Annotated in this window: 22 protein-coding genes; 12 read left to right on the forward strand and 10 right to left on the reverse strand. The window is 74.0% G+C overall.

Translation table 11 applies throughout. The features are described 5' to 3' along the window. Nucleotides 1-106: 106 nt before the first annotated feature. Nucleotides 107-1,225 carry a glycine cleavage system aminomethyltransferase GcvT gene (gcvT, locus tag Asi02nite_RS06510; RefSeq protein ID WP_239126528.1) on the forward strand — a complete coding sequence of 373 codons (1,119 nt, stop codon included), beginning with the start codon at nt 107-109 and terminating at the stop codon, nt 1,223-1,225. On the opposite strand, the gene cobS is transcribed toward gcvT, so the two are convergent. Together cobS and Asi02nite_RS06520 are read right to left on the reverse strand one after the other, a co-directional pair. Next, nucleotides 1,222-1,968, reverse strand: coding sequence for an adenosylcobinamide-GDP ribazoletransferase (cobS, locus tag Asi02nite_RS06515; protein WP_203711235.1), 747 nt, complete (start codon nt 1,966-1,968; stop codon nt 1,222-1,224). The two genes, gcvT and cobS, sit on opposite strands and share 4 nt — an antisense overlap. Further along, complete coding sequence (locus Asi02nite_RS06520) at nt 1,961-3,904, reverse strand: bifunctional adenosylcobinamide kinase/adenosylcobinamide-phosphate guanylyltransferase (protein WP_203711236.1); 1,944 nt, start codon at nt 3,902-3,904, stop codon at nt 1,961-1,963. The genes cobS and Asi02nite_RS06520 overlap by 8 nt, the downstream gene beginning before the upstream one ends. 95 nt (nt 3,905-3,999) lie before the next feature. On the opposite strand from Asi02nite_RS06520, the gene Asi02nite_RS06525 reads away from it, so the two are divergent. Beyond that, a complete protein-coding gene (locus Asi02nite_RS06525) occupies nt 4,000-4,200 on the forward strand; it encodes a hypothetical protein (RefSeq protein WP_203711237.1) in 201 nt (66 codons plus the stop codon). Then, nucleotides 4,197-4,988 carry a site-2 protease family protein gene (locus Asi02nite_RS06530; protein ID WP_203711238.1) on the forward strand — a complete coding sequence of 264 codons (792 nt, stop codon included), beginning with the start codon at nt 4,197-4,199 and terminating at the stop codon, nt 4,986-4,988. Before Asi02nite_RS06525 ends, Asi02nite_RS06530 begins: the two co-directional genes overlap by 4 nt. A 45-nt stretch (nt 4,989-5,033) precedes the next feature. On the opposite strand, the gene Asi02nite_RS06535 is transcribed toward Asi02nite_RS06530, so the two are convergent. Both Asi02nite_RS06535 and Asi02nite_RS41440 read right to left on the reverse strand, forming a co-directional pair. Continuing rightward, the gene (locus Asi02nite_RS06535; protein WP_203711239.1) at nt 5,034-6,053 is read right to left on the reverse strand and encodes an aldo/keto reductase family protein; all 1,020 of its coding nucleotides are present in this window, start codon (nt 6,051-6,053) and stop codon (nt 5,034-5,036) included. Between the two features lie 50 nt (nt 6,054-6,103). Beyond that, nucleotides 6,104-10,807: a WG repeat-containing protein gene (locus Asi02nite_RS41440; RefSeq protein WP_239126529.1), complete on the reverse strand. Its 4,704-nt coding sequence runs from the start codon at nt 10,805-10,807 to the stop codon at nt 6,104-6,106. Between the two features lie 172 nt (nt 10,808-10,979). On the opposite strand from Asi02nite_RS41440, the gene Asi02nite_RS06545 reads away from it, so the two are divergent. From Asi02nite_RS06545 to Asi02nite_RS06555, 3 genes are read left to right on the forward strand one after another with little or no spacing between them, the layout of a single operon-like run. After that, nucleotides 10,980-11,837, forward strand: coding sequence for an ABC transporter permease (locus Asi02nite_RS06545; protein ID WP_373312170.1), 858 nt, complete (start codon nt 10,980-10,982; stop codon nt 11,835-11,837). Then, on the forward strand, nt 11,830-12,639 hold the full coding sequence (locus Asi02nite_RS06550) for an ABC transporter permease (RefSeq protein WP_203711241.1): 810 nt from the start codon (nt 11,830-11,832) through the stop codon (nt 12,637-12,639). The genes Asi02nite_RS06545 and Asi02nite_RS06550 overlap by 8 nt, the downstream gene beginning before the upstream one ends. Next, complete coding sequence (locus tag Asi02nite_RS06555; RefSeq protein ID WP_203711242.1) at nt 12,639-13,604, forward strand: ABC transporter ATP-binding protein; 966 nt, start codon at nt 12,639-12,641, stop codon at nt 13,602-13,604. The genes Asi02nite_RS06550 and Asi02nite_RS06555 overlap by 1 nt, the downstream gene beginning before the upstream one ends. Here the strand turns inward: Asi02nite_RS06555 and Asi02nite_RS06560 are convergent. Beyond that, nucleotides 13,588-14,142: a helix-turn-helix domain-containing protein gene (locus Asi02nite_RS06560; protein ID WP_373312172.1), complete on the reverse strand. Its 555-nt coding sequence runs from the start codon at nt 14,140-14,142 to the stop codon at nt 13,588-13,590. The two genes, Asi02nite_RS06555 and Asi02nite_RS06560, sit on opposite strands and share 17 nt — an antisense overlap. Before the next feature lie 67 nt (nt 14,143-14,209). Here Asi02nite_RS06560 and Asi02nite_RS06565 point away from each other — a divergent pair, with 67 nt between their 5' ends. Together Asi02nite_RS06565 and Asi02nite_RS06570 are read left to right on the forward strand one after the other, a co-directional pair. Then, nucleotides 14,210-14,902, forward strand: coding sequence for an AzlC family ABC transporter permease (locus Asi02nite_RS06565; RefSeq protein WP_203711244.1), 693 nt, complete (start codon nt 14,210-14,212; stop codon nt 14,900-14,902). Then, entirely contained in the window at nt 14,899-15,207 is a 309-nt protein-coding gene (locus tag Asi02nite_RS06570; RefSeq protein ID WP_203711245.1) for an AzlD domain-containing protein, read from the forward strand. Before Asi02nite_RS06565 ends, Asi02nite_RS06570 begins: the two co-directional genes overlap by 4 nt. Nucleotides 15,208-15,278: 71 nt before the next feature. Here Asi02nite_RS06570 and Asi02nite_RS06575 read toward each other — a convergent pair whose 3' ends face one another. The 3 genes from Asi02nite_RS06575 to nadA form a co-directional block, all read right to left on the reverse strand. After that, nucleotides 15,279-15,869 (reverse strand): DUF3043 domain-containing protein, encoded by a 591-nt coding sequence (locus Asi02nite_RS06575; protein WP_203711246.1) that lies wholly within the window; start codon nt 15,867-15,869, stop codon nt 15,279-15,281. A gap of 102 nt (nt 15,870-15,971) precedes the next feature. Further along, nucleotides 15,972-17,327, reverse strand: coding sequence for a UDP-N-acetylglucosamine 1-carboxyvinyltransferase (murA, locus tag Asi02nite_RS06580; RefSeq protein ID WP_203711247.1), 1,356 nt, complete (start codon nt 17,325-17,327; stop codon nt 15,972-15,974). Between the two features lie 208 nt (nt 17,328-17,535). Next, nucleotides 17,536-18,705 (reverse strand): quinolinate synthase NadA, encoded by a 1,170-nt coding sequence (gene nadA, locus Asi02nite_RS06585; RefSeq protein ID WP_203711248.1) that lies wholly within the window; start codon nt 18,703-18,705, stop codon nt 17,536-17,538. Nucleotides 18,706-18,774: 69 nt separating this feature from the next. Between nadA and Asi02nite_RS06590 the strand changes: the two genes are divergently transcribed. From Asi02nite_RS06590 to Asi02nite_RS06605, 4 genes are all read left to right on the forward strand, one after another. Beyond that, nucleotides 18,775-19,902: a glycerate kinase family protein gene (locus Asi02nite_RS06590; protein ID WP_203711249.1), complete on the forward strand. Its 1,128-nt coding sequence runs from the start codon at nt 18,775-18,777 to the stop codon at nt 19,900-19,902. A gap of 148 nt (nt 19,903-20,050) precedes the next feature. Continuing rightward, nucleotides 20,051-20,419, forward strand: coding sequence for an iron-sulfur cluster insertion protein ErpA (gene erpA, locus Asi02nite_RS06595; RefSeq protein ID WP_203711250.1), 369 nt, complete (start codon nt 20,051-20,053; stop codon nt 20,417-20,419). Nucleotides 20,420-20,534: 115 nt separating this feature from the next. Continuing rightward, nucleotides 20,535-21,512, forward strand: coding sequence for a carbohydrate kinase family protein (locus tag Asi02nite_RS06600; RefSeq protein WP_203711251.1), 978 nt, complete (start codon nt 20,535-20,537; stop codon nt 21,510-21,512). Further along, nucleotides 21,509-22,012, forward strand: coding sequence for a P-loop nucleotide/nucleoside kinase family protein (locus Asi02nite_RS06605; RefSeq protein ID WP_203711252.1), 504 nt, complete (start codon nt 21,509-21,511; stop codon nt 22,010-22,012). Before Asi02nite_RS06600 ends, Asi02nite_RS06605 begins: the two co-directional genes overlap by 4 nt. Here the strand turns inward: Asi02nite_RS06605 and Asi02nite_RS06610 are convergent. Together Asi02nite_RS06610 and Asi02nite_RS06615 are read right to left on the reverse strand one after the other, a co-directional pair. After that, on the reverse strand, nt 22,009-22,221 hold the full coding sequence (locus Asi02nite_RS06610) for a sulfurtransferase TusA family protein (protein WP_203711253.1): 213 nt from the start codon (nt 22,219-22,221) through the stop codon (nt 22,009-22,011). The two genes, Asi02nite_RS06605 and Asi02nite_RS06610, sit on opposite strands and share 4 nt — an antisense overlap. Then, on the reverse strand, nt 22,221-23,360 hold the full coding sequence (locus Asi02nite_RS06615) for a cysteine desulfurase family protein (protein WP_203711254.1): 1,140 nt from the start codon (nt 23,358-23,360) through the stop codon (nt 22,221-22,223). Before Asi02nite_RS06615 ends, Asi02nite_RS06610 begins: the two co-directional genes overlap by 1 nt. Nucleotides 23,361-23,391: the final 31 nt, after the last annotated feature.

Below are 23,391 nucleotides of genomic sequence, written 5' to 3' on the forward strand. Positions count from 1 at the left end.
CCGGCCGGTCAGGGCGGAACGGTCTCTCCGGACGAAACTAACGACCAGGAACCGTGTTGTCCCGCCGATGCTAACCATCCGTACCGATCCCGGTAAGTTGCCACCCATGACCGACGCCGTACCGGGTCCTACGATCCATTCCCCCGTCCACGACCGCCACGTCGCGCTCGGCGCGAAGTTCGCGCCGTTCGGGGGCTGGGAGATGCCGCTGGAATATCCCGGGGGCGGCGTGATCCGCGAGCACACGGCGGTGCGCACCGGCGTCGGCGTCTTCGACGTGTCACATCTCGGCAAGGCCCGGGTGCGTGGCGCCGGCGCGGCCGCGTTCGTCAACGCCTGCCTGGCCAACGACCTCGACCGGATCGGCCCGGGGCAGGCGCAGTACACGCTCTGCTGCGACCCGGCGACCGGCGGCGTGGTCGACGACATCATCGCCTACCGGTACGCCGACGACCACGTCTTCCTCATCCCCAACGCGGCCAACACCGCCGAGGTCGTCCGCCGCCTCGACGCGGCGGCGCCGGCCGGGGTGACCGTGACGAACGAGCACACCGGGTACGCGATCTTCGCGGTGCAGGGCCCCTCCTCGGCGGCGGTGCTGGGCGCGCTGGGCCTGCCGACGGAGCACGACTACATGAGCTTCGAGACGGCCACCCTCGCGGGCGTCGAGCTGGTCGTCTGCCGCACCGGCTACACCGGCGAGCACGGCTACGAGCTCGTCGTGCCGGCCGACGGCGCGGGCGCGGTCTGGGACGCGGTGCTGGCCGCCGGCGACTCCTACGGGATCCTGCCGTGCGGCCTCGGCGCCCGGGACACGCTGCGCACCGAGATGGGGTACGCGTTGCACGGCCAGGACCTCGGCCCGGACATCACGCCGGTCCAGGGTCGGGTCGGCTGGGCGGTCGGCTGGAAGAAGCCGGAGTTCTGGGGTCGCGAGCCGCTGGTCGCCGAGAAGGAGGCCGGCCCGCGCCGCACCCTGCGGGGGCTCGAGGCGGTGGGCCGGGCGATCCCCCGCCCGCACATGACCGTCTACGCCGGTGACCAGGCGATCGGCGAGATCACCAGTGGGACGTTCTCCCCGACGAAGAAGGTCGGCATCGCGCTGGCCCTGCTCGACACGGCGGCCGGGCTCGAGGACGGCGACGTCGTCGAGGTCGACATCCGGGGCCGCCGGGCGGAGATGAAGGTCGTCAAGCCGCCGTTCGTGCACCCGTCGGTCCGCTAGCGGAGCACGAGCACCAGCAGGGCGAGGCTGGTCGCCACCTCGACGGCGGCGCCCAGCACGTCGCCGGTGATGCCGCCGAACCGGCGCACGGCGTGCCGGACCAGCAGCCCGCTGGCGGCCAGCCCCGCGGCCACCGCGGCCGGGCCCTGCCACGGCCGGCCCGGCACCGCGGGCACCGCCGCGGCGGCCACGAGCACCGTGCCGAGCGCCAGCGCCGGACCGCCGACCGTGCCCGCGACCAGCGCGCCGAGGCCGTCGGGGCGGGCGGACGGCACGCCGCGCCGGCAGGACCAGGCGACCGCGAGCCGCCCGGTGCCCAGCGCGGCCACGGCGGCCAGGACGGCTTCCCGGCCGGTGAGCCCGGCCAGCGCGGCGGCCTGCAGCAGCAGGGCGACGACCAGCGCGACCACCCCGAACGGGCCGATGTCGGGCCGCTTCATGATCTCCAGGGCGGCCGCGCCGGACCTGTAGGAGCCGAGCCCGTCGACGGTGTCGGCGAGCCCGTCCAGGTGCAGCCCACGGGTCAGCAGCGCCGCCAGCCCGACCCCGGCCGCGCCGGCGACCAGCCCCGGCGCGCCGGCGGCGTGCAGCAGGGCCACGGCGCCCCCGACCACGGCGCCGAGGCCGGCACCGACGAGCGGGGCCAGCCCCATCGCGGTGGCCGCGGCCGCGCGGTCGACCCGGCCGGCGCGGACCGGCAGGACCGTGAAGGTGGTCAGCGCCAGTCGCAGCCCGTCAGGCACTGCGGGCGGGCTTGTCCGTTTCGGCGTTGTCGAACCAGCTGTCCAGCGCGGACGGGGCGGCCGGCTCCGCCGCTTCCTCGGCCGGCCGCTGCGCGGGGACGTCGTCGACCGCGTCCGGGTGGCCCTGCCACGCCGACAGCGGCAACTCGGCCGGGTCCTCCGGCTCGTCGAGCGAGTCGTGGGCGGCCAGCGTCGCGTCGTCGGGCGCCATCGCCGGGTGCACCGGCAGCGCGGCGGCCAGCGTCAGCGCCGAGCGCAGCAGCGGCAGGGCGGCCAGCGCCGCGGCGCCCTCACCGAGCCCGATCCGCAGGTCGAGCATCGGGGTCAGGCCGAGCACGTCGGCGCCGAGCTTGACCGCCGGGTCCTCGCCGTGGTCCGGCAGCAGGCACCAGTGCCGGGCCTGGCCGGCCAGGTCGCGGGTGACCAACGCGGCCGCGACGCCGACGGGACCGTCGAGCAGCACCGGGAGCCGGCGCGCGGTGGCGCCGAGGATGAGGCCGGTGGCCACCGCGATGTCGCCGCCGCCGAGGTCGACCAGGACCTGCTTGGCGCTGCGGGCGTTGCGCCGGACCCGGTGCATGGCGTCGCGGACCGCGGCGCAGCGGATCATCCACGCGTCGTCGTCGATCTCGGCGCCCGGCACGACCACCCGGCCGAGCACCGCGGCGGGCTCGGCACCGGTCGTCGCGGCCAGCACGGCAGCCGCGGCGGCCGCGGAACCGCTGCCGCAGGCCGCCAGCACCAGCACGTCGACGCCCGCGTCCGAGGCCTCCTCGGCCAGCCGCCAGCCGTAGCGCAGCGCCGACTCGACCTCCTCGAGCGTCAGCACCTCGCGCTCCTCCATCGCGGCGCACGCGGGCGCGTCGACGACCTGGAGGGTCGCGCCGGCGTCGGCCGCCAGCCGGGCGATCGGGCCCTCGCCCGCCCGGGCCTGGTCGGCCCGCCGGCGGGACTCGCCGGGCAGCGTGCCGGCGGAGGCGCCGCCGTTGTGGTCGCCGCGGATCAGCACGACCCGGGGCGACCGCCAGGGCCGCGGGTTGGCCACGCCCTGGGTCGCGGCGGCGAACTCGACGACCCGCTGCAGCTTGCCGAAGCCGGCGCCGCCCAGGTCGAGCGTGGGCACCCGGTCGTGGGCCTGGGTCGGGCTGTTCTCGTCGGGCATCGGCAGGGACATGCCCTGCTGGATCACGAGGCCGGTGGCCAGCGCGGGTAGCGACATGGTCGGCCCGGACCAGGCCGGCTGCCCGTCGGCGGCGGGCCCGTCCGCGCTCGCGGCCGGCGTGGGGGTCGGGGTCAGCACCTCGGGCGAGGTGGCCGGAACGACCGGGGCGGCGGGGGCCGCCGGCTCGCCGGCGGGGGCCGCCGCCACCTCGGCGGGGCGCTTGAGCCAGGAGACCTGCCCGGCGACCACCAGCGCCACCGCGTCGGCGGCGTCGGCGGCGGCCCGGTTCGTGGTGCCCAGCGCGTCGGTGTAGGCGCGGCCGACCGTCGTCAGCGGCACCAGCGAGAGGCCGACCTCCGAGGTGACCAGGATCAGCCGCGCGTTGCTCTCCCGTACGGCGGTGGCCAGGTCGGCGATCGTCGCCACGTCGTCGGCCGGCTGGCGCGCGGGGTCGATCAGCCCGGTGACCCAGCCGCCCAGGTCGTCGACCAGCAGCGTCTCGCCCTCCTTGCCGCCGGAGAGGATCTCCAGCAGCCGGGCGGGGTCGGCACCGGTCTCCTCGGTCGGCCAGGCCGCGGGGCGGCGCTCGCGGTGTGCGGCGACCCGGGCGTCCCAGTCGGGATCGTCGGAGTCGTCGCCGCGCGGGCCGGCGGGGGAGCCGGTCGCGACATAACGGACAGAACCGGTGTCGCCAACCAGGGATTCGGCGAACTCGGACTTACCAGACCGGATCCCGCCGAGGACGAGAACGGAGCGCCAGCCGTCTACGGACATGCCCCGTACCTTACGGCCGCGCGCTGTGCCTCGGGGTAGCGGTGGTCGCCCGACTAGGCTGTCTGACGACGACACATCCGAGGGGAGTCGACAGGATGCCGTGGAGCTGGCGGTACGAGGGTGCGGACGGTAAGCCGGTGACAGGTCCGGTGGAGACGTTCGGCAGCCAGGCCGACGCCGAGTCGTGGATCGGCCAGACCTGGCGCGACCTCGCCGGCGCTGGTGTGGCGACCGTCATCCTCGCCGAGGACGACCGGGTCGAATACCGCATGCCCCTGGCCCCCGCGGGCGAATGAGCGACTGGCGGCGGTGGGACCCGCCCGTGCTGGGCCTGCCGCGAGCGGCGTTCCGGCCGAGCGCCATCTTCCTGGCCCTGGTCGGGCTGTTCGCGCTCAGCGGCCTGATGGCCTGGCACCAGGTCACCCCGCGGCTGGCCGTGTTCCTGTTCGTCGTCTCCGGCTGGCTGGTCTCGCTCTGCCTGCATGAATACGCGCACGCCGTCGTCGCGTACCGGTCCGGCGACACCGACGTGGCCCACCGCGGCTACCTGACGCTGAACCCGCTCAAGTACAGCAACGTCCTGCTGTCGATCATCCTGCCGCTGCTGGTCGTGGTGCTGGGCGGCATCGGCCTGCCGGGCGGCGCGGTCTGGGTCGACCACGCGGCGATCCGCGGCCGGCTGCGCAAGTCGCTGATCAGCCTGGCCGGCCCGGCGACCAACGTGCTGTTCACGCTGGTCCTGGTGATCCCGTTCGCGTTCGACCCCGACGTCTTCGTACACCTGGAGTTCTGGTCCGGGGTCGCACTGCTGGCGTTCCTGCAGCTCACCGCGACGGTGCTCAACCTGCTGCCCGTGCCCGGCCTCGACGGCGGCAACGCGCTGCAGCCGTGGCTCAAGCCCAACACCCGGCGGATGTACGACGTGCTGGCGCCGTACGGCTTCATCCTGCTGTTCGTGCTGCTCTGGGAGCCGACGGTCAACCGCTACTTCTTCGACGCGGTCTACGCGGTCGGCGACCTGCTCGGCCTCGACCGCCAGCTCTACGCGCTGGGCTTCGACCTCATCCGGTTCTGGCAGCGCTGACCGGGCTGACGGCGGCGCGGCCGGGAAGCCGCGCCGCCGCCACCGTCAGGCGCGGATGTCCCGCGGCGACTGGGTCCGGGCCGGGTCGCGCTCGACCAGCCCGCCGAGGACCTCGTCGATCTGCTTGAGGAGGCTCTCCTCGAGCTTCACGCCGGCGGCCTTGACGTTGTCGTGCACCTGCTCCGGCCGGGTCGCGCCCACGATCGCCGAGGCGACGTTGGGGTTCTGCAGCACCCACGCGACCGCGAGCTGGGCCATGGTCAGCCCCGCCTCCGCGGCCAGCGGCTTGAGCTGCTGCACCGCGGTCAGCACCTCGTCGGACATGAACCGGGAGATGACCTCCGGCTCGTCGCTGCCGCGCGAGCCGGCCGGCGCCGGCTGGCCCGGAAGGTATTTACCGGTCAGCACGCCCTGGGCGATCGGCGACCAGACGATCTGGCTGATGCCCAGCTCCTCGGAGGCCGGGACGACCTCGGCCTCGATGACCCGCCACAGCATCGAATACTGCGGCTGGTTGGAGACCAGCGGGATGTGCAGCTCGCGGGCCAGCTTGTGGGCGGCGCGCAGCTCCTCCGCCCGCCACTCCGAGACGCCGATGTAGTGGGCCTTGCCGGCGCGCACGACGTCGGCGAACGCCTCCATCGTCTCCTCGAGCGGCGTGCCGTAGTCGAACCGGTGCGCCTGGTAGAGGTCGACGTAGTCGGTCTGCAGGCGGCGCAGCGAGCCGTCGATCGACGCCATGATGTGCTTGCGGGACAGCCCGCGGTCGTTCCGGCCGGGGGTGACGCTGTCGTCCGGGCCGGAGGGGACCGCCGGCCAGTAGACCTTGGTGAAGATCTCGAGACCTTCACGACGCTGACCCTTCAGCGCGCGGCCGAGGACGGCCTCGGCGCGGGTGCCGGCGTACACGTCGGCGGTGTCGAACGTCGTGATGCCGGCGTCGAGGGCGGCATTGACGCACGCGACCGCGGCGTCCTCCTCGACCTGAGAACCGTGGGTGATCCAGTTGCCGTACGAGATCTCGCTGACCAACAGGCCGGATCGGCCTAGGGTACGGAAGTTCATGTTCGACAGACTATCGACATGCCCATGTGTAACTTGGCTGGCCTGTACAGCTAGAGCACGGGCTTGGTGTCCGCGAGCAGGCGGTCGATCTCCTCGGTCACCGCGTTCCGGCTGCCGTGCACGATGTCGATCAGCGGCAGGCCGCGGCGGTCGAGCGCGCCCCACAACCCCTGCCCGCCGCCGACGAGGAACGCGACCGGGTGGATGACCAGCGCCGGGAAACGCGGTGGCACGATCACGCGACCGTTGCGGTCGACGACGCCGAGGCGCCCGCCGGAGTCCACGACGGCCAGACCCTCGTCGGTGAAACCGTCGACGTAGCGCCCGTCGGTCAGCGCGGTCGCGAACCCGGTGTACTGCGGCGGCAACACGGTGCGACCGCTCTTGTCGATCGCGCCCCACGCACCCCGCTTCACCGCCGCCACGCCGCCGCGGAACGGCCGTACGTCCTCGAACCCGATGTTGATCGCGACGTTGCCGGACTTCTCGATGGCGAGCCAGTTGCCGCGCCCGTTGTGCGATACCCAGGCGAGCCCGTCGTGGAACGAGCCGACCTCGCGGTAGCCCAGCGACGCGAAGATGAGCACCTCGCCGGACTCGTCGATCAGCTCCCACGGCTCGGTCTCGGGCCGCCGCACCCAGGCGACGCCGTCCTTGAACGGCTGCACCTCGGCGTAGCTCGGCGCGATCGCCCAGTCGCCCTCGGTGTCCACGTAGCCCCAGCGCTGCACCTTGTCACTGAACATCGGCTTCGGCGGCTTGTGGATCTGCAGGATCTCGTCCTCGTCCCGCGGGTAGGGGCCGAGGCCGTGCTTTGCCACCTTGGCCAGCACGGCGTCCAGCGCCTGCTCGGTCCGGGCGATCAGCTCCGGATCGTCCACCTTGCGCAGATCGAGGGCCTTCTCGAAGTGGTTGCACGCTTCGATGTAGCGGCCCTGGTCGTAGCAGGACCGCCCGGCGTGCTCGTGCATCGTGGCCCGCAGCCGGTCGGGCAGCTCGGGGGAGTTGGCCAGCGCATTGAGCCGGTCGGCCTCGGCGTAGTCGCCGCGCCACTGCAGCACGTGCGCGAGCCGCGCCTGGGCGATCGCGATGCGGCGCAGCTCGCCGGTCGCCTCGGCGTGCGCGAGGGCGAGCTTGCCGTCGGCGAGGGCCTTGCCGAGGTCGCCGAGAATCCGCGAGACGACGGCGCGCAGGCTCAGCAGCCGGGCCCGCGCCGGGTTGTCGGTGGCGGCCTCGAGCTTGACGGAGAGCTGATCGCGCACCGTACGCAGCTCGTCCGGGTCCTCGACGAGCTCGCGCAGCGTCTCGTGGTGGAACCGCCACTGGTAGTTGGCGAGCACCTGCTCCGGGTCCATGGGCTCGGGTTCGGGCTCGCCCCCGTCCTCGTCCTCGCCCTCGTCGGTGGCGGGGACGACCGGGTGCAGCATGGTGGGGGCGCGCAGGGCGGTGGCGGCGCCGGCGGCGGTGCCTTCCGGCACCGGCAGCACGGTGTCCGCGGAGGCTTTCTCGCCGTCTTCCGGTGCGGGCTCCGCGTCGGCTTGCGGTTCTTCCGGGGATACGCGCGACGGTGCGGGACCGGCATCCTCGGCGGTGCTGCCGCTCGGTGCCGCGTCGTCGTCGACCGGGGCGGCGGCCTGCTCGGCGGCGGTGGTGGTCTCCCCGCCCGGCTCGTCGTCCGCGTCGTCCGGCGCCGCTTCGACCGTTTCGGGGACGGCTTCGGTGGCCGGCTCGGCCGTCGACGGCGGTGTGGAGACGGGGCGGGCTTCGTGCAGATCCAGCCGCATGCCCTCGACGGCCGGCGGTTTGGGAGCGGGCGTCGGGGCAGGCTCGCCGGCCTCGACGGCCGGCACCTCGTCGGCGGTCTCGACCGGCGCGGCCTCGTCGTTGACCGGCTCGGCCTCCTGCCCGGACGCACCCTCCTGGCCGGGTTCGGCCGCGTCCGGGACCGCTGCGGTCTCCGCGACGGGCGCGCTGTCCTGGACCGGCTCGGTCTCCTGCACCGGCTCGGTCTCCTGGACCAGCTCGGTCTCCTGCACCGGCTCAGCTGCCTGGACCGGTTCCACCGGCTCGGCCGCCGGGGCGGGCGCCGGTTCCTCGGCAGGTGCCGCCGCATCGACCGACGCCACAGGCTCAACCGGCTCGGAAGCCTCGACGGGTTCCTCGACCGGCGCGGGAGGCTCGACAGCGGCCTCGACGGGCGCGGGAGGCTCAACCGGCTCGGCGGGCTCGACGGCAGTCTCGACCGGCTCGGTGGGCTCGGCGGCTTCCTCGACCGGCTCGGTGGGCTCGGCGGCTTCCTCGACCGACTCGGTCGGCTCGGCGGCCTCCCCGACGGACTCGGTCGGCTCGGTGGCTTCCTCGACCGGCGTTTGCTCAGGTGCCGGCGCGGTAGCCGCCGCAGCGAACCAGCCGACCTCGTCCCGGGCCGGGGCGGGTTCCGCCGCGGCCGGCGCGCCGTCCTCGGGCGCGGCGTGCAACTCCTCGTCGGAGATCCGCCGCGGGTAGGCGGGCGCCGCCTCACCCGACCGCGGCGCAGGCACGCGAACCTCGGCCTCGGCCGCGGGCGCGGCCTCCTTCGCCTCGACCGGCGTCGGCTCCCCGAGCTCAGGCACGAACGGCGGCGGCGGCGCGACCAGCCACGGCTCGGGCGACCCACCGTCGCGCTCGGACCGGCGCGGGGCGTCCGCCGCCGGTTGCCGAGGCGGAGGCGCCGACAACGGCGCGGTCGGCAGATCATCGACATGCCGCTTGCCGCGCGTGGGTGCGGCGGTGTCGTGCCGCGCGGCTGGCCGCTCGTCGCGGGCCGGGCCCGGTTCGCGGACCGGCGCACCGCGTTCATCGCGCGTGGGCGCCGCGGTGTCGTGGCGCGCGGCGGGCCGCTCGTCGCGCTCGCGGAACGGCACGACACGCTCGTCACGCGTAGCCGCGGCGCTGTCCTGTCGTGCGGCGGGCCGCTCGTCGCGAGCCGGGGTCGCCTCGCGGAACGGCGCACCGCGCTCGTCGCGCGGTGGTGCGGCGGCGTCGTGCCGTGCGGCGGGCCGTTCGTCGCGGTCGCGGAAGGGCACGACGCGGTCGTCGTGGGTCGGCGCGGGTTCGCGGAACGGCGCACCGCGCTCGTCGCGCGGTGGTGCGGCGGTGTCGTGGCGTGCGGCGGGTCGTTCGTCGCGGTCGCGGAAGGGCACGACGCGGTCGTCGTGGGTCGGCATCGGCTCGCGGAACGGCGCGCCGCGTTCGTCACGCGTGGGCGCGGCGGTGTCGTGCCGCACGGCGGGCCGCTCGTCGCGGTCGCGGAACGGCACCACCCGCTCGTCGCGGTGCGGCGCCTCGGGGCGCAGTGGGGTCTGCTCGTGGAACGCGGCCGGCCGCTCGTCGCGGTAGGGCCGCCGCTCCGGCTCGCGGTACGGCTCGCCCCGGCGCGGCTCGTCCCGGTAGCCCGGCGACACCGGGTCCGCGGCGCGGTCCCGGTCGCGGCGCGCCGGCCGTTCGCCCCTGCGCGGATCCCCTCCCTCAGGCCGGATGGTGGTCCAGCCGTCGGCAGCGTCCGCACCCCACCCGCCGGGACGGTCCGTCCGTTGCGGTGCGTCGCGGTCGTCGTAGGGGCGGCCGCGACGACCCTCGTCGTGCAGCGCCGCAGGGCGGTCGGCCTGGCGGGGTGGTCCCGCCGGGCGCCGCCCGCCCGGCCGCTCGTCCGGGAAGTCGGAGAACTGGCGCGGGTCGGACTCGCGCGGGTACCCGGGCGACACCGGACCCGCCGGGCCGCGCCGGCCGTCGCCGTGGTCCCGGCCGTCCGGGCGTCCGCCGCGGTCGTCCTGGAAGGCGGCCTCGCGGCCGGGAAGGCCCCGCGGCCGGTCGTCCCAGTCCGGGCCCGCGGGCGAGTGCGGCCGGTCGTCCCAACCCGGCCCCGCGGGGGAGAGCGGCCGGTCGTCCCAGCCCTGTCGGGGCCGCGCCCGCTGCCGGTCCGGTCCGGCCGGCGACTGCGGACGCCCGGCCCAGTCCGGCCCGGGGCGCGCCGGGCGGTCGTCGTACCCAGGCGCACGCCCGCGGTCCTCGTACGCCGGCCCACGCCCGCGTCCGCGGTCGTCCCGGTCGGGGCCGGGCCCGCGTCCGTCGTGGAAGGCCGCCTCGCGGCCCGGCGGCGGCACCCGCCGCTCGACCGAACCGCGACCCCGTGCCGCGGGTCGGCCCGCGCCGTCGACGGGAGAGATCGGGTGCGGTGCGCGCGGATCCGGCATGTGCGGGTCGGTCGCGCTCAGGTCGGCCAGCCGCGGGTCGTCGTTGTAGCTCTCGGCGACCGGCTCCGGTGTCGACCGGCCGCGCACCGATGCCCGGCCCGCGGAGGCCCGCCGCGGCGGCTCGCCCGGGTAGCGCTCGCCGCCCGCGGCCGCCCACTCGTCGGTGCGTTCGTTCACCCATGACGGCTCGCTCGACGGGGCGCGCTGCGCACCCAGGCCGCCCGACCCACCGGCGCCGCCGCCGGGAGACGCGCCGTCGACCCAACCCGGACCGCCCGGGCCGGCCGGTACGCCGGTCGGGGCCCAACCCGGGGCGGGCGGGCGGTCCTTGGCCCACGCCCAGGGATCGTTCGGGTCCTTGTATCCGCCACCACCGGTGGAACCGGAGTCGCTGCGACCGAGCTCGCGCAGCCAGCTGTCCTCGTCGCCCCAGCCGCTGTCTAGTCGGGCGTCGTCACCGCCGCGCTTGCCGCGCCCGCGCCCGCCGTCGCGGCGCCGGCGTTCGCCGTGCTCGTTGCTCATCCGCGCACGCCGATCCGTCGATCTGTCCCCGCGCGCGAGCCGCTGGAGCGCGGTTCGCGTCGATCCATCACGGCGGGTCACCTCGTCGGAATTTGTGTCGCGCGGCATCCGCCGGCACCCGATACTGTCATGCGGCCCGATACGGCGTATGTCGCGGATGGAGGGTAACGGCGTGGACTTGGTCACCGCCACTGTCCACCGCCGGCGTTATGCGAATGTCGCCGCCGATATCAGGACATTCTCGGCCTTAATGGGCGCGGGATTCCGCCGATACTCGACCTATCGGCAGGCCACCGTCGCGGGAGCGTTCACCAACACCGTGTTCGGGTTCCTCCGCTGCTATGTGCTGCTGGCCGTCGCGGCCGGCGCGGGCACCGCCACGGTCGCCGGCTACGACCCCGCCCGGCTCGCCACCTTCGTCTGGTTCGGCCAGGGTCTGCTGGCCGTCGTCCTGCTCTGGGGCTGGACCGACCTGGCCGACCGCATCCGCACCGGCGACGTCGTCGCCGACCTGTTGCGCCCCGTCGACTCCGTAACCCGTTATCTGGCCACGGATCTGGGCCGCGCCGGTCACGCGGCGCTCACCCGCTTGATCCCGCCGGTGCTCACCGGCCCGCTGTTCTTCCCGTTCTACCTGCCGCACCGCTGGTCGACGGTGCCGCTGTTCGTCGTGTCGACGGTGCTGGCCGTGCTGCTCTGCTTCGGTTGCCGCTACCTGGTCAACGCGACCGGCTACTGGCTGCTCGACGTCCGCGGCCCGATGGTCCTCTGGACCCTGGGCTCCGGCGTGCTGGCCGGCCTCTACTTTCCGTTGCGGTTCCTGCCCGACTGGGTGGTCGTCCCGCTCTGGCTGCTCACCCCGTTGCCGAGCCTGTTCCAGACACCGCTGGACGTGCTGGTCGAGGTCGACCCGACCGGCCGGCAACTCTGGCTCGTGGCCCTGCAGGCCGTCTGGGTGGTGGTGATCCTGCTGCTCTGCCGGCTGGTGCAACGGGCCGCCGAACGCAGACTGGTGGTGCAGGGTGGCTGAGCCCGGCGCGCTGCGCGCCTACTGGGCCCTGCTCCGCGGCCAGGCCCGCAGCCAGACCTCGTACCGGCTGTCGTTCGGCATCGACCTGGTCTCCAACGTCGGCGCCACCGCGCTCGACGTGTTCACGGTGTTCGTGCTGTTCGGCGTCACCAGCGAGTTGGGCGGGCTCGACCTGCGCGAGGCCCTCGTGGTCACCGGCCTGACCGCCTGCGCGTTCGCCACGGGCGACATGCTGGTCGGCAACATCGAGCGGATCACCCTGTACGTACGCACGGGCCGGTTCGACGCGGTGCTGGTGCGGCCGCTGGGCGCGCTGCCGCAACTCGTCCTGCTGGACCTGCCGCTGCACAAGCTGTCCCGGGCGGGCTTCGGCACCGCGGTCTACGTCGTCGCGCTGGCCGCCGCGGACATCGCCTGGACGCCCGCCCGGGTGCTGCTGGCGATCGTCGCGCCGGCCGCCGCTGTCGTGTTCTTCGGCGCCGTCTTCGTGGTGACGGCATCGGTGGCCTTCTGGTGGACCGAATCCGGCGAGTTCGGCAACGCCTTCACCTACGGCGGCCGGGATTTCACGAGCTATCCGATCAGTGTCTACAGTGGATGGTTTCGGAATGCCTTCGCGTACGGGCTGGGTTTCGCCTTCGTCTCCTACTACCCGGCGCTGGCGCTGCTCGGCCGGCCCGACCCGATCGGCCTGCCCGGCTGGGTCGGCTGGGTCGCGCCGCTGGTCGCGTTGCCGGCCACCGCGCTGGCGGCGCTGGTCTGGCGGCTGGGTGTGCGGCACTACACGAGCACGGGGTCCTGATGACGGTCATCGCGGCGCACGGGTTGCGCAAGGAGTTCACGGTCCGGGTCAAGGCCGGGCGGCTGCGCCGGGCGCGGCGGGTCGTGCCCGCCGTCGACGGCGTCGACCTGTCGATCCAACGCGGGGAGATGGTCGGCTACATCGGCCCCAACGGCGCGGGCAAGTCGACGACGCTGAAGATGCTCACCGGTGTGCTCACGCCGACCGCGGGCGAGGTCAGCGTCTGCGGGCTCTCGCCGGTGCGCCAGCGCACCCGGTTGGCCCGCCGGATCGGCGTGGTGTTCGGCCAGCGCACCCAGCTCTGGTGGGACCTGCCGCTGGGCGACTCGTACGACCTCCTCCGCCACATCTACCGGGTGCCCGCCGCCGAGCACGCCGCCCGGTTGCGCCGCTGCCGGTCCCTGCTCGACCTCGACGAGTTCCTCGACACCCCGGTCCGCCAGCTCTCGCTGGGGCAGCGGATGCGTGGTGAGCTGACGGCGGCGCTGCTGCACGGCCCCGAGGTGCTCTTCCTCGACGAGCCGACGATCGGCCTCGACGTGGTGAGCAAGCAGGCCGTCCGGGGCTTCCTGGCCGACCTGGGTGCCGGCGGCGACGTCACGCTCATGCTCACCACCCACGACCTGGCCGACATCGAGAAGCTGTGCCGGCGGTTGCTCGTCATCGACCACGGTCGGGTGGTGCACGACGGCACGATCGAGGCGCTGCACGCCCGCTACGGGTCGCGCCGCCGGGTGGTGGTCGAGCTGGAGGAGCCGCTCGCGGTGCCGCCCGAGGTGCCGGGCGCGACGCTGGTCACGGTCGGACAGGCACGATTGGAGTACGACCTGACCAGCGCGACCGCCGGCGAGCTGCTGGCCCGGCTGGCCGGCCTGGCGTTGCGTGACGTGTCCATCGTGGAGCCCGACATCGAGGACGTCGTGGCCCGCCTCTACACCGGCGTCCCGGTCACGGATGCTCCATGACGAGCACCGCGAACGTGTGCGGTTCCAGCGCCTCGTAGCTGTGCGGCACGTCTCCGGCGAACGTCGCGTAGTCGCCGGGATCGAGGTCGACGGTCTCCCCGGCGGGCCCGGTGCGCAACCGGCCCCGGCCCACCACGATGTGCTCCGTGCTGCGCGGGGTGTGCGCCTGCGCGTGCCGGACGGCGCCGGGCTCGATCGTCATCACGTAGATGTCCCGCCGCGCCGCCCGCGATCCCGCGGCGACCAGCGTGCCGGTGTAGTCCAGTTGGTCCGAGCTGATCCGCGGGCCCTCGCCGGCCCGGATCACCCGCAGCGCGGGCGCCGGCGGCTCGACGAGCCGGCTGAACGGCACGTCGAGGGCGACGCCGAGCGACCAGAGCGTCTCCACGCTCGGGTTGCCGACGCCGTTCTCGAGTTGGGAGAGCGTCGACTTGGCGATGCCGGCCCGCCGGGCCAGTTCGGTGAGCGACAGCCCGGCCCGCTCGCGCTCGTGGCGCAGCGCGGTGGCGATGGTGGCGGCGATGGTCGGTTCGGGCACTGTTCGCTCCATCGGTCTAATCGTTCGACTTGACGAACGCTAGCAGCGCCCGGCACGATCGGTAACCATGACTGTCGCAGTGCGGTCCATCCTGGGCGACCGCGCCCTCGTGCGCGACGTCGCCGCGCTGGGCCTCGCCGTCTTCGCGGTGAGCGTCTCGTTCGGCGCGATCGCGGTCGCCGCCGGCATCCCGCCCGGACTCACCGTGCTGATGTCGCTGCTCGTCTTCGCCGGCGGCTCCCAGTTCCTCGCCGTGGGCCTGATCGCCGCCGGCAACCCGTTCGCCGCGATCTTCGCCGGGCTGCTGCTCAACGCCCGGCACCTGCCGTTCGGCCTGGCGATCGGCGACGTGATCGGCACCCGCTGGTGGCAGCGACTCGTCGGCGCGCACCTGCTGATCGACGAGTCCGTGGCGTTCGCGCTGGCGCAGCCGGACCCGGTGCGCCGCCGCCGCGCCTACTGGGCCACCGGCGGCACGCTGTTCGTCCTGTGGAACATCGGCGCGACCCTCGGCGTGCTGCTCGGCAACGCCGGCGACCCCGACGCCCTGGGCCTCGACGCCGCGTTCCCGGCGGGCCTGTTCGCGCTGCTGCTGCCCACCTTGAAGGACCCGACCACCCGGCTCGTGGCGCTGACCGGCGCGCTGGTCGCGGTGGTCACGACACCGATCCTGCCCGCCGGCCTGCCGGTGCTGCTGGCCCTCACCGGCCTGCTCGCACTGCTCGCAAGGCCCAGGCCCCGGAAGACGGTCTCCTCATGATCCTCGCGGTGATCGTCGGCCTGGCCATCGGCACGTACGCGTTCCGCCTGGCCGGCGTCGTCCTGCGCGAGCGCGTCGCGCTGCCGGAACGGATCCAGGTCCTGCTCCCGATGACCGCCGCCACCCTGCTGGCGGCCCTGGCGGCCACGGCCACGTTCATGGACGCGGGCGCCTTCGCCGGCGTCGCCCGCCCGGCGGGCGTAGCGGTCGGCGCCTTTTTGGCCTGGCGCCGCGCCCCCTTCGTCCTGGTCGTGGTCGCGGCCGCCGCCACGGCCGCCCTGCTCCGCTTGGCAGGGGTGGAGTAGAACGCCGTGAAACGAGAACCGGCCCCGCACCAGCGTGGCTGGCAGGGGGCCGGATCCGGGATTGGCTGGCGTCAGACCTTTTCGCCCAGCTTGACCGCCGGGTGGGGGACGCGCATGCGGCGGAAGGTGAGCGAGCGCATGATCGCGTACATGTAGAGGCCGCCCATGCGCTGCTCGGTCTTGGGGTAGCGCTCGCGGACCAGCCGCTTGATCTTGCGGGCGATCAGCACCGCGTCGACCACCACCGCCAGCAGCAGCACGCCCCACAGCGAGGTGGCGACCGTGCGGACGAGGTCGGGCATCGCGCCGTTCGAGCCGATCAGCACGATCAGCGCGCCGCCGAAGAAGTAGGTGCCCGCCGTGCGCCGGGAGTCGACCACGTTGCGGGCGAGCTGGCGCTCGGGGCCCCGGTCACGCGGGCCGCCCTCGCGGCGGTATTCGGCGGCGGCCTCCTGGCGCAGCTCGCGCTTGCGCTCCCGGGCCTCCTCCTTGGTCAGCGCCTTGGCGTTGCCGCCCACCTGGCGGGCCGCGCTCGGCCGCTTCGGAGTTTCCTTGCCCTTGGCGGGCGTGTAGCCCTTGGGCCGGGCAGCCGAAGGCGCCTCGGGAGCCTCAGGGGTCTCCGCGACCACATCGTTTGACTTGCGGCGAAACAGCGACTGCACGGAAAACCCTTCTGCGGCCCGACGCTTACCACGAGGTTAACTGGCCCGGACACGCCGGGACGAGCCGACCCCAAGATCAGCTCGTCCCGCGTCGATAGAGCGTCAGGGGCGCTCGACGTGCGCGCCCAGCGCCGAGAGCTTGCTCTCGAAGTCCTCGTAACCACGGTTGATCAGGTCGACCCCGTAGACCCGCGAGGTGCCCTCGGCGGCCAGCGCGGCGATCAGGTGGCTGAACCCGGCCCGCAGGTCGGGGATCACCAGGTCGGCCGCGTGCAGCTTGGACGGGCCGGCGATCACCGCGGAGTGCTTGAAGTTGCGGCGGCCGAACCGGCACGGCGTGCCGCCGAGGCAGTCCCGGTAGACCTGGATCGTCGCGCCCATCTTGTTGAGGGCCTCGGTGTAGCCGAGCCGCTGCTCGTACACGGTCTCGTGGACGATCGACAGCCCGCGCGCCTGCGTCAGCGCGACCACCAGCGGCTGCTGCCAGTCGGTCATGAAGCCCGGGTGCACGTCGGTCTCGAGGGCCACCGCGCGCAACTCGCCGCCCGGGTGCCAGAACCGGATGCCACCCTCGGTGCCCGGCGAACCGGCCCGCGGGGGCAGGGTGTCGGTGACCTTGTATTCGCCGCCGATGGAGCGGAAGACGTTGAGGAACGTCATCATGTCGACCTGCTGGGCGCCCAGCACCTCGATCTCGCCGCGGGTGGCCAGTGCCGCCGCCGCCCACGAGGCCGCCTCGATCCGGTCGGGGATCGGCCGGTGGGTGTAGCCGCCGAGCCGCGGCACGCCCTCGATCTCGATCACGCGGTCGGTGTGCACCGTGATGATCGCGCCCATCTTCTGCAGGACGCAGATGAGGTCGATGATCTCGGGCTCGACGGCCGCGTTGCGCAGCTCGGTGACGCCGTTGGCCAGCACCGCGGTCAGCAGGACCTGCTCGGTCGCGCCGACGCTCGGGTACGGCAGCTCGAACTTGGTGCCGTGCAGGCCGGCGGGCGCCGTCAGGTGCATGCCCTCGGGGGTCTTGTCGACCACCGCGCCGAACTCGCGCAGCGCCTGGATGTGGAAGTCGATCGGGCGCGGGCCGATGTGGCAGCCGCCCAGGTCGGGGATGAACGCGTGGCCGAGCCGGTGCAGCAGCGGGCCGCAGAACAGGATCGGGATCCGGCTGGAGCCCGCGTGCACGTTGATCTCGTCGGTCGACGCGCGCTCGACGTTGGCCGGGTCGAGGACGAGCTCGCCGTCCTCGACGCCGTCGGTGACCTTGACGCCGTGCAGGCCGAGCAGGCCGCGCACCACCTCGACATCGCGGATCCGGGGCACGTCGTAGAGCCGGCTGGGCTCGTCACCGAGCAGGGCCGCGACCATCGCCTTCGAGACGAGGTTCTTGGCTCCGCGGACCCGGATCTGACCGTGCAAGGGCGTGCCGCCGTGGACGACAAGGACGTCTTCGGGCAAGGCAACCTCCGGGGCGGGCGGCGATCCGACGGGGCCGTAACCATGGCCCGGGATCGCGGGTTGATCGGGAGTGGCGCCCGGGCAGCATAGCGCTCGGTGATGGGCCTGGGGCCACACACACCGGCCTCTCTGGCACGAAAACAGGACGACTGTGGCGCCCGGTAGAGCCGGGCGCCACGATGAGTTACCGAGAAGTAAGCCGCCGGCGTTAGGGCAGCGCCAGCATCTGGTCCAACGCGGTGCGGGCCTGCGCGGCGGTGCGCGGATCGACCGTGATCTGATTCACCACGCGGCCCTCGACGAGCTCCTCGAGCGCCCACACGAGGTGCGGCAGGTCGATGCGGTTCATCGTCGAGCAGTAGCAGACCTGGCGGTCGAGGAACATGACCTGCTTGTCGGGGTGGGCCAGGGCGAGCCGGCGGACCAGGTTGAGCTCGGTGCCGACGGCCCACGCCGAGCCGGCCGGCGCGTTCTCGATGGTCTTGATGATGTATTCGGTCGAGCCCACGTAGTCGGCCGAGGTCACCACGTCGTAGCGGCACTCCGGGTGGACCAGCACGTTGACGCCCGGCACCCGCATGCGCACCTCGTCGACCGAGGACTTGGTGAACCGACCGTGCACGGAGCAGTGGCCCCGCCAGAGGATCATCTTGGCCGTGCCGAGCTGCTGCTGGGTGAGCCCGCCGTTGGGCTTGTGCGGGTCGTAGAGCACGCAGTCGTCGGCGTCGTAGCCCATCTCCAGCACCGCCGTGTTGCGGCCGAGGTGCTGGTCGGGCAGGAAGAGCACCCGCTGCCCGCGCTCGAACGCCCAGTCGAGCGCCCGCTTGGCGTTGGACGAGGTGCAGACCACGCCACCGTTGCGGCCGACGAAGCCCTTGATGTCGGCCGACGAGTTCATGTAGGTCACCGGCACCGTCGACGCGGCGACACCGGCGTCGGTCAGCGCCTCCCAGGCCGCCTCGACCTGCTGGAGCTGGGCCATGTCGGCCATCGAGCAACCGGCGGCGAGGTCGGGGAGCACGACCTTCTGCGCGTCGGTGGTGAGGATGTCGGCGGACTCGGCCATGAAGTGCACGCCGCAGAACACGATGTATTCGGCGTCGGGCCGGGCCGCGGCCTCGCGGGCGAGCTTGAAGGAGTCGCCGGTCACGTCGGCGAACGCGATGACCTCGTCACGCTGGTAGTGGTGGCCGAGGACGAACACCTTCGAGCCGAGTTTCGCCTTGGCCGCGGTGGCGCGGGCGACGAGATCGGGGTCGCTCGGCGCGGGCAGCTCGCCCGGGCAGTCGACGCCCTTCTCCGACGACGGGTCGGCGCCGCGCCCCAGCAGGAGCAGGGCGGTCGCCGTGTTGGCGGGTTCGGTCCAGGTCGACGTCACAGATCAATCTTCCCACCGTCGGGGCCGCCCGCAGCCGCCTGGTGACTGTGGGGTGTCACACTGCCGGCTATGCGGTTACTGGTCTGCCCTGACAAGTTCGCCGGCACGCTCTCCGCACCCGACGTCGCGCGCGCCGTCGCCGACGGTTGGCGGGAGCGCTCGCCCGGCGACGAGGTGACGCTGCGCCCCCTCTCCGACGGCGGCCCCGGGTTCGTCGAGGTGCTCGCGGAGCCGGTCGGTGGGCGCCGGATCCCGGTCCGGACCACGGACCCGTTGGGCCGCCCGGTCGACGCCGAGGTGCTGCTGAGCCAGGACGGATCCACCGCGTACGTGGAGAGCGCCCAGGCCTGTGGCCTGCACCTCCTCGACGAGCACGAGCGCAACCCCAGGATCACCACGTCGTACGGCCTGGGCGTGCTCGTCCTCGCCGCCGTCGAGGCCGGCGCCCGCACCGTGGTGATCGGCCTCGGCGGCTCCGCGACCAACGACGCCGGCGCCGGGATGCTGGCTGCCCTGGGTGCCGCACCGCTGGACGAGCACGGCACCGCGCTGCCCTACGGCGGTGCCGCGCTGGCCCACGCCGCGGCGCTCGGCGGCCAGCCGATGACCCGCGGCGCGACCCTGGTCGCGGCCACCGACGTCGACAACCCGCTGACCGGCCTGCACGGCGCGTCCAGCGTCTACGGCCCGCAGAAGGGCGCCGACCGCGCCGACGTGCTGCTGCTGGACGCCGCCCTCGAGCGGTTCGCCGGCGTACTCGTGAAAGACCTGCCGTCCTGCCCGCCCGACGTCGCGACGCTCCCGGGCGCGGGTGCCGCCGGTGGCCTCGGCGCGGCCGTCCTGGCGCTCGGTGGCCGGTGCGAATCGGGCATCGGGCTCGTGACCGGCATGATCGGGCTGGAAACGGCCCTCGACGCGGCCGACCTGGTGATCACCGGCGAGGGCTCGTTCGACCACCAGTCACTGCGCGGCAAGGTGGTCGCAGGGGTGGCCGGCGGCGCGCGTGACCGCGGCGTGCCCTGCGTGGTGCTGGCCGGCCGGGTCAGCACCGGGCGCCGGGAGGCGGCCAACGCCGGGATCACCGAGACCCACAGCCTGGTCGACCACTTCGGCAGCGAGGCGGAGGCGATGGCCCGTCCGGCCGCCGGCCTGCGCGAGATCGCCTCACGACTCGCCGGTCAGTGGTCACGGCAGTGACATTCACCTCAGCCGGCCCAGGAACGGGCCCCGGAGTAAACTTTGGTCACGACCCTGATGGGGAATGCCCGGCGGACGGGCTAGCGTTGGCCCGAGGGACAACGTTGGTCCGCGGGACCGGCGATCGCAGCGAGCAGGGAGATCCCACGTGACCACTTCAGCGCAGACCGGGTCGGCCGAGACCGCGGCGGCTACGACTGTCGTCCTCACCGACGTCGCAGCGGTGAAGGTGAAGGCCCTGATCGAGCAGGAGGGCCGCGACGACCTGCGGCTCCGCGTGGCCGTGCAGCCGGGTGGCTGCTCCGGGCTGCGTTACCAGCTCTTCTTCGACGAGCGTTCGCTCGACGGTGACGTCGTCAACGACTTCGGCGGTGTCGAGGTCGTCGTCGACCGGATGAGCGCCCCCTACCTGGCCGGCGCGACCATCGACTTCGCCGACCGGATCGACGCCCAGGGCTTCACGATCGACAACCCCAACGCGCAGAACTCCTGCGCGTGCGGCGACTCGTTCCACTAAGCCGCACCACACCGTTTCTCGCGAGCGGGGCCGCCTCTTCGGGCGGTCCCGCTCGTCGTGTCTGACCGGCCGGTAAGCTTCCCCGCGCCATCCGTACCCGACCCCGAGGGCCGACATGAAGATCGCCGTTAGCGGCTCGATCGCCACCGACCACCTGATGCACTTCCCGGGCCGGTTCGCCGACCAGCTCATCGCGGACCAGCTCCACAAGGTGTCGCTCTCGTTCCTGATCGACGACCTGGTCGTACGGCGTGGTGGGGTGGCCGCGAACATCGCTTTCGGCATGGCCCAGCTCGGCCTGCACCCGGTGCTGATCGGCGCGGTCGGCCAGGACTTCGACGACTACCGGTCCTGGCTGGAGCGGCACGGCGTCGACTGCGACTCGGTGCACGTCTCCGAGGTGCTGCACACCGCGCGCTTCGTCTGCACGACCGACGAGGACATGTGCCAGATCGCGTCCTTCTACGCCGGCGCGATGAGCGAGGCCCGCAACATCGAGATCGCTCCCGCGTACGACCGGGTCGGCGGTTTCGACCTGGTCCTGATCAGCGCCGACGACCCGCAGGGCATGGTCCGCCACTCGCAGGAGTGCCGGGAGCGCGGCTACCGGTTCGCCGCCGACCCGTCGCAGCAGCTCGCCCGGATGGGCGGCGACGACATCGTCCAGCTCATCGACGGCGCGGCCTACCTGCTCACCAACGACTACGAGAAGTCGCTGCTGGAGAGCAAGACCGGCCTGTCCGACGCCGAGGTGCTCGACCGGGTCGAGGTGCGGGTCACCACGCTCGGCAAGAACGGCGTCGAGATCACCGGGAAGAACCTCGAGCGGATCCACGTGCCGATCGCCGCCGACGTGCGGCCCGTCGACCCGACCGGTGTCGGCGACGGCTTCCGGGCCGGCTTCTTCGCGGGCCTGTCCTGGGGCCTGGGCCTGGAGCGCTCCGCGCAGATCGGCTCGCTGCTGGCCGGCCACGTCCTCGAGGCGGCCGGCGGCCAGGAATACGACCTGCGCGCCGACACCTTCCTCAAGCGACTCGGCGACTCGTACGGGCAAGAGGCCGCCGACGACGTGCGCCCGCACCTCCAGGGGTGACACCCCGCCTGGTCGTCTTCGCCGGCCTGCCCGGGGTCGGCAAGAGCACCCTGGCCGCCCGGGTCGGGGCCGCGCTGCCCGCGCCCGTGCTCGCCGTCGACACCGTCGACCGGGTGCTGCGGGCGCACGAGCTGACCGAGCCCCGGCCGGGCGTCGCCGCGTACGGCGTGGTCGGCGCCCTGGCCGAGGCCCAGCTCGCGATGGGGTTGCACGCCGTCGTGGACGCGGTCAACCCCGTCGCCGCGGCCCGGGCCGCCTGGCCCGAGCTGAGCGACCGCACCGGCGCGGCGCTGCGCGTGGTCGAGGTCTGGTGCGCCGACATGGCCGAGCACCGGCGGCGGGTCGAGAGCCGGCACGCCGCCGCCCCGGTCAACCCCGACTGGGAGCAGGTGGTCCTGCGGATGGCCGAGTACGAGCCGTACGTCGGCCGCCGCCTGGTCGTGGACACCTCGGTCGGCGGCGACCCGCTGCCGGGCATCCTGTCCTGGATCCAGGACTAGCCCGCGCGGCGGACGTCGAAGGCGAACCGCTCGGGGGAGCCCAGGTAGTCCTGGCCGCGCATCCGGCACCAGGCCGGGATGTCGGTCGCGGCGGCCGGGTCGTCGGCGAGCACCCGCAGCGTGGCGCCGACCGGCAGGTCCGGCAACCGGCGGGCCAGCGCGATCACCGGCAGCGGGCAGCGCTGGCCCCGGCAGTCCAGGATCTCCATCAGAGGTTCACCACGCCCGCCTCGGCCCGCAGGTCGGCGACGATCCCCGGCAGCTCGGCGAGGAACCGGTCGACCTCCTCGGCGGTGCTCTCCCGGTGCAGCGAGACGCGGACGTTGCCGTGCGAGAGCACACCCATCGCGACCAGCACGTGGCTCGGCGTCAGCGTCGAGGACGTGCACGACGAGCCGGACGAGACCGCGAAGCCGCGGCGGTCCAGCGCGTGCAGCAGCGCCTCGCCGTCGACGTAGAGGCAGGAGAACGTGACCAGGTGCGGCAGCCGCGCCGCCGGGTCACCGACCACCTCGACGTCGGGCACCGTCGCGGCGACCGTGGCGCGGATCCGGTCGACCAGGGCGCGGTGCCGGTCGGCGAGATCCGCGGCCTCGGCGGCGGCCGCCCGCAGCGACGCCGCGGCCGCGACCAGCGACGGCAGGTCGGCGTTGCGGTCAGTGCGCTCCTCGGCCGGCCCCGGCGTCAGGAACCGCGTGCCCTTGCGCACGACGAGCAGCCCGACTCCTGGCGGACCACCCCATTTGTGCGCACTCGCCGTCAGGATCGACCAGCCGGACGGCAGCGGCCCGCGACCCACCGACTGCGCGGCGTCCACATAGAGCGGCACGCCGTGCGCCGCGGCCGCCTCCGCCGCCTCCGCGACCGGCTGCACGGTGCCGACCTCGTGGCTCGCGCTGATCAGCGCGGCCAGCGCGGTGCCCGGCGCGGCGACCTCGGCCGCGAACGCCGCCAGGTCGACGCGGCCGAGCCGGTCCACGCCGACCGACGCGGCGGTGCCGCCGGCCGCCACGTGCCGCTCCGCGGCGTGCAGCACCGCGGAGTGCTCGATCGCGGAGTGCACGAGGCGCCCGCCCACCCGGGCCCGGCCGGCCAGGCCGCCGAGCACGGCCGTGTGCGCGGCCGCCGTGCCGCCCGCCGTGAACGACAGCTCGTCGGGACGCACCCCGAGCACCTCGGCGGTCGCGCCGCGGGCCGCGTCGAGCAACTGGCGGGCGCGGCGGGCGCGCGAGTAGAGCCGGGCCGGATCGGCCCAGCCGTCGTCCAGCGCCGCGGCCAGCGCCTGCCGGGCGGCCGGGTGCAACGGAGCCGCGCTGGCGGCGTCGAAATAGGCCTCGGAAACCCCCACGATCAAACGGTATCCCCGACGCCGCGCCGAC

It is taken from the genome of Asanoa siamensis, from assembly GCF_016862555.1.
Classification (GTDB): Bacteria; Actinomycetota; Actinomycetes; order Mycobacteriales; family Micromonosporaceae; genus Asanoa; species Asanoa siamensis.

Coding starts and splice junctions, on each gene's coding strand:
- Asi02nite_RS06520 (WP_203711236.1), bottom strand. CDS start 3,904: ATGTCCGTAGACGGCTGGCGCTCCGTTCTCGTCCTCGGCGGGATCCGG.
- Asi02nite_RS06610 (WP_203711253.1), bottom strand. CDS start 22,221: ATGGAGATCCTGGACTGCCGGGGCCAGCGCTGCCCGCTGCCGGTGATC.
- Asi02nite_RS06535 (WP_203711239.1), bottom strand. CDS start 6,053: ATGAACTTCCGTACCCTAGGCCGATCCGGCCTGTTGGTCAGCGAGATC.
- gcvT (WP_239126528.1), top strand. CDS start 107: ATGACCGACGCCGTACCGGGTCCTACGATCCATTCCCCCGTCCACGAC.
- Asi02nite_RS06570 (WP_203711245.1), top strand. CDS start 14,899: ATGATCCTCGCGGTGATCGTCGGCCTGGCCATCGGCACGTACGCGTTC.
- Asi02nite_RS06530 (WP_203711238.1), top strand. CDS start 4,197: ATGAGCGACTGGCGGCGGTGGGACCCGCCCGTGCTGGGCCTGCCGCGA.
- Asi02nite_RS06590 (WP_203711249.1), top strand. CDS start 18,775: ATGCGGTTACTGGTCTGCCCTGACAAGTTCGCCGGCACGCTCTCCGCA.
- Asi02nite_RS41440 (WP_239126529.1), bottom strand. CDS start 10,807: ATGAGCAACGAGCACGGCGAACGCCGGCGCCGCGACGGCGGGCGCGGG.
- Asi02nite_RS06555 (WP_203711242.1), top strand. CDS start 12,639: ATGACGGTCATCGCGGCGCACGGGTTGCGCAAGGAGTTCACGGTCCGG.
- Asi02nite_RS06565 (WP_203711244.1), top strand. CDS start 14,210: ATGACTGTCGCAGTGCGGTCCATCCTGGGCGACCGCGCCCTCGTGCGC.
- Asi02nite_RS06600 (WP_203711251.1), top strand. CDS start 20,535: ATGAAGATCGCCGTTAGCGGCTCGATCGCCACCGACCACCTGATGCAC.
- Asi02nite_RS06525 (WP_203711237.1), top strand. CDS start 4,000: ATGCCGTGGAGCTGGCGGTACGAGGGTGCGGACGGTAAGCCGGTGACA.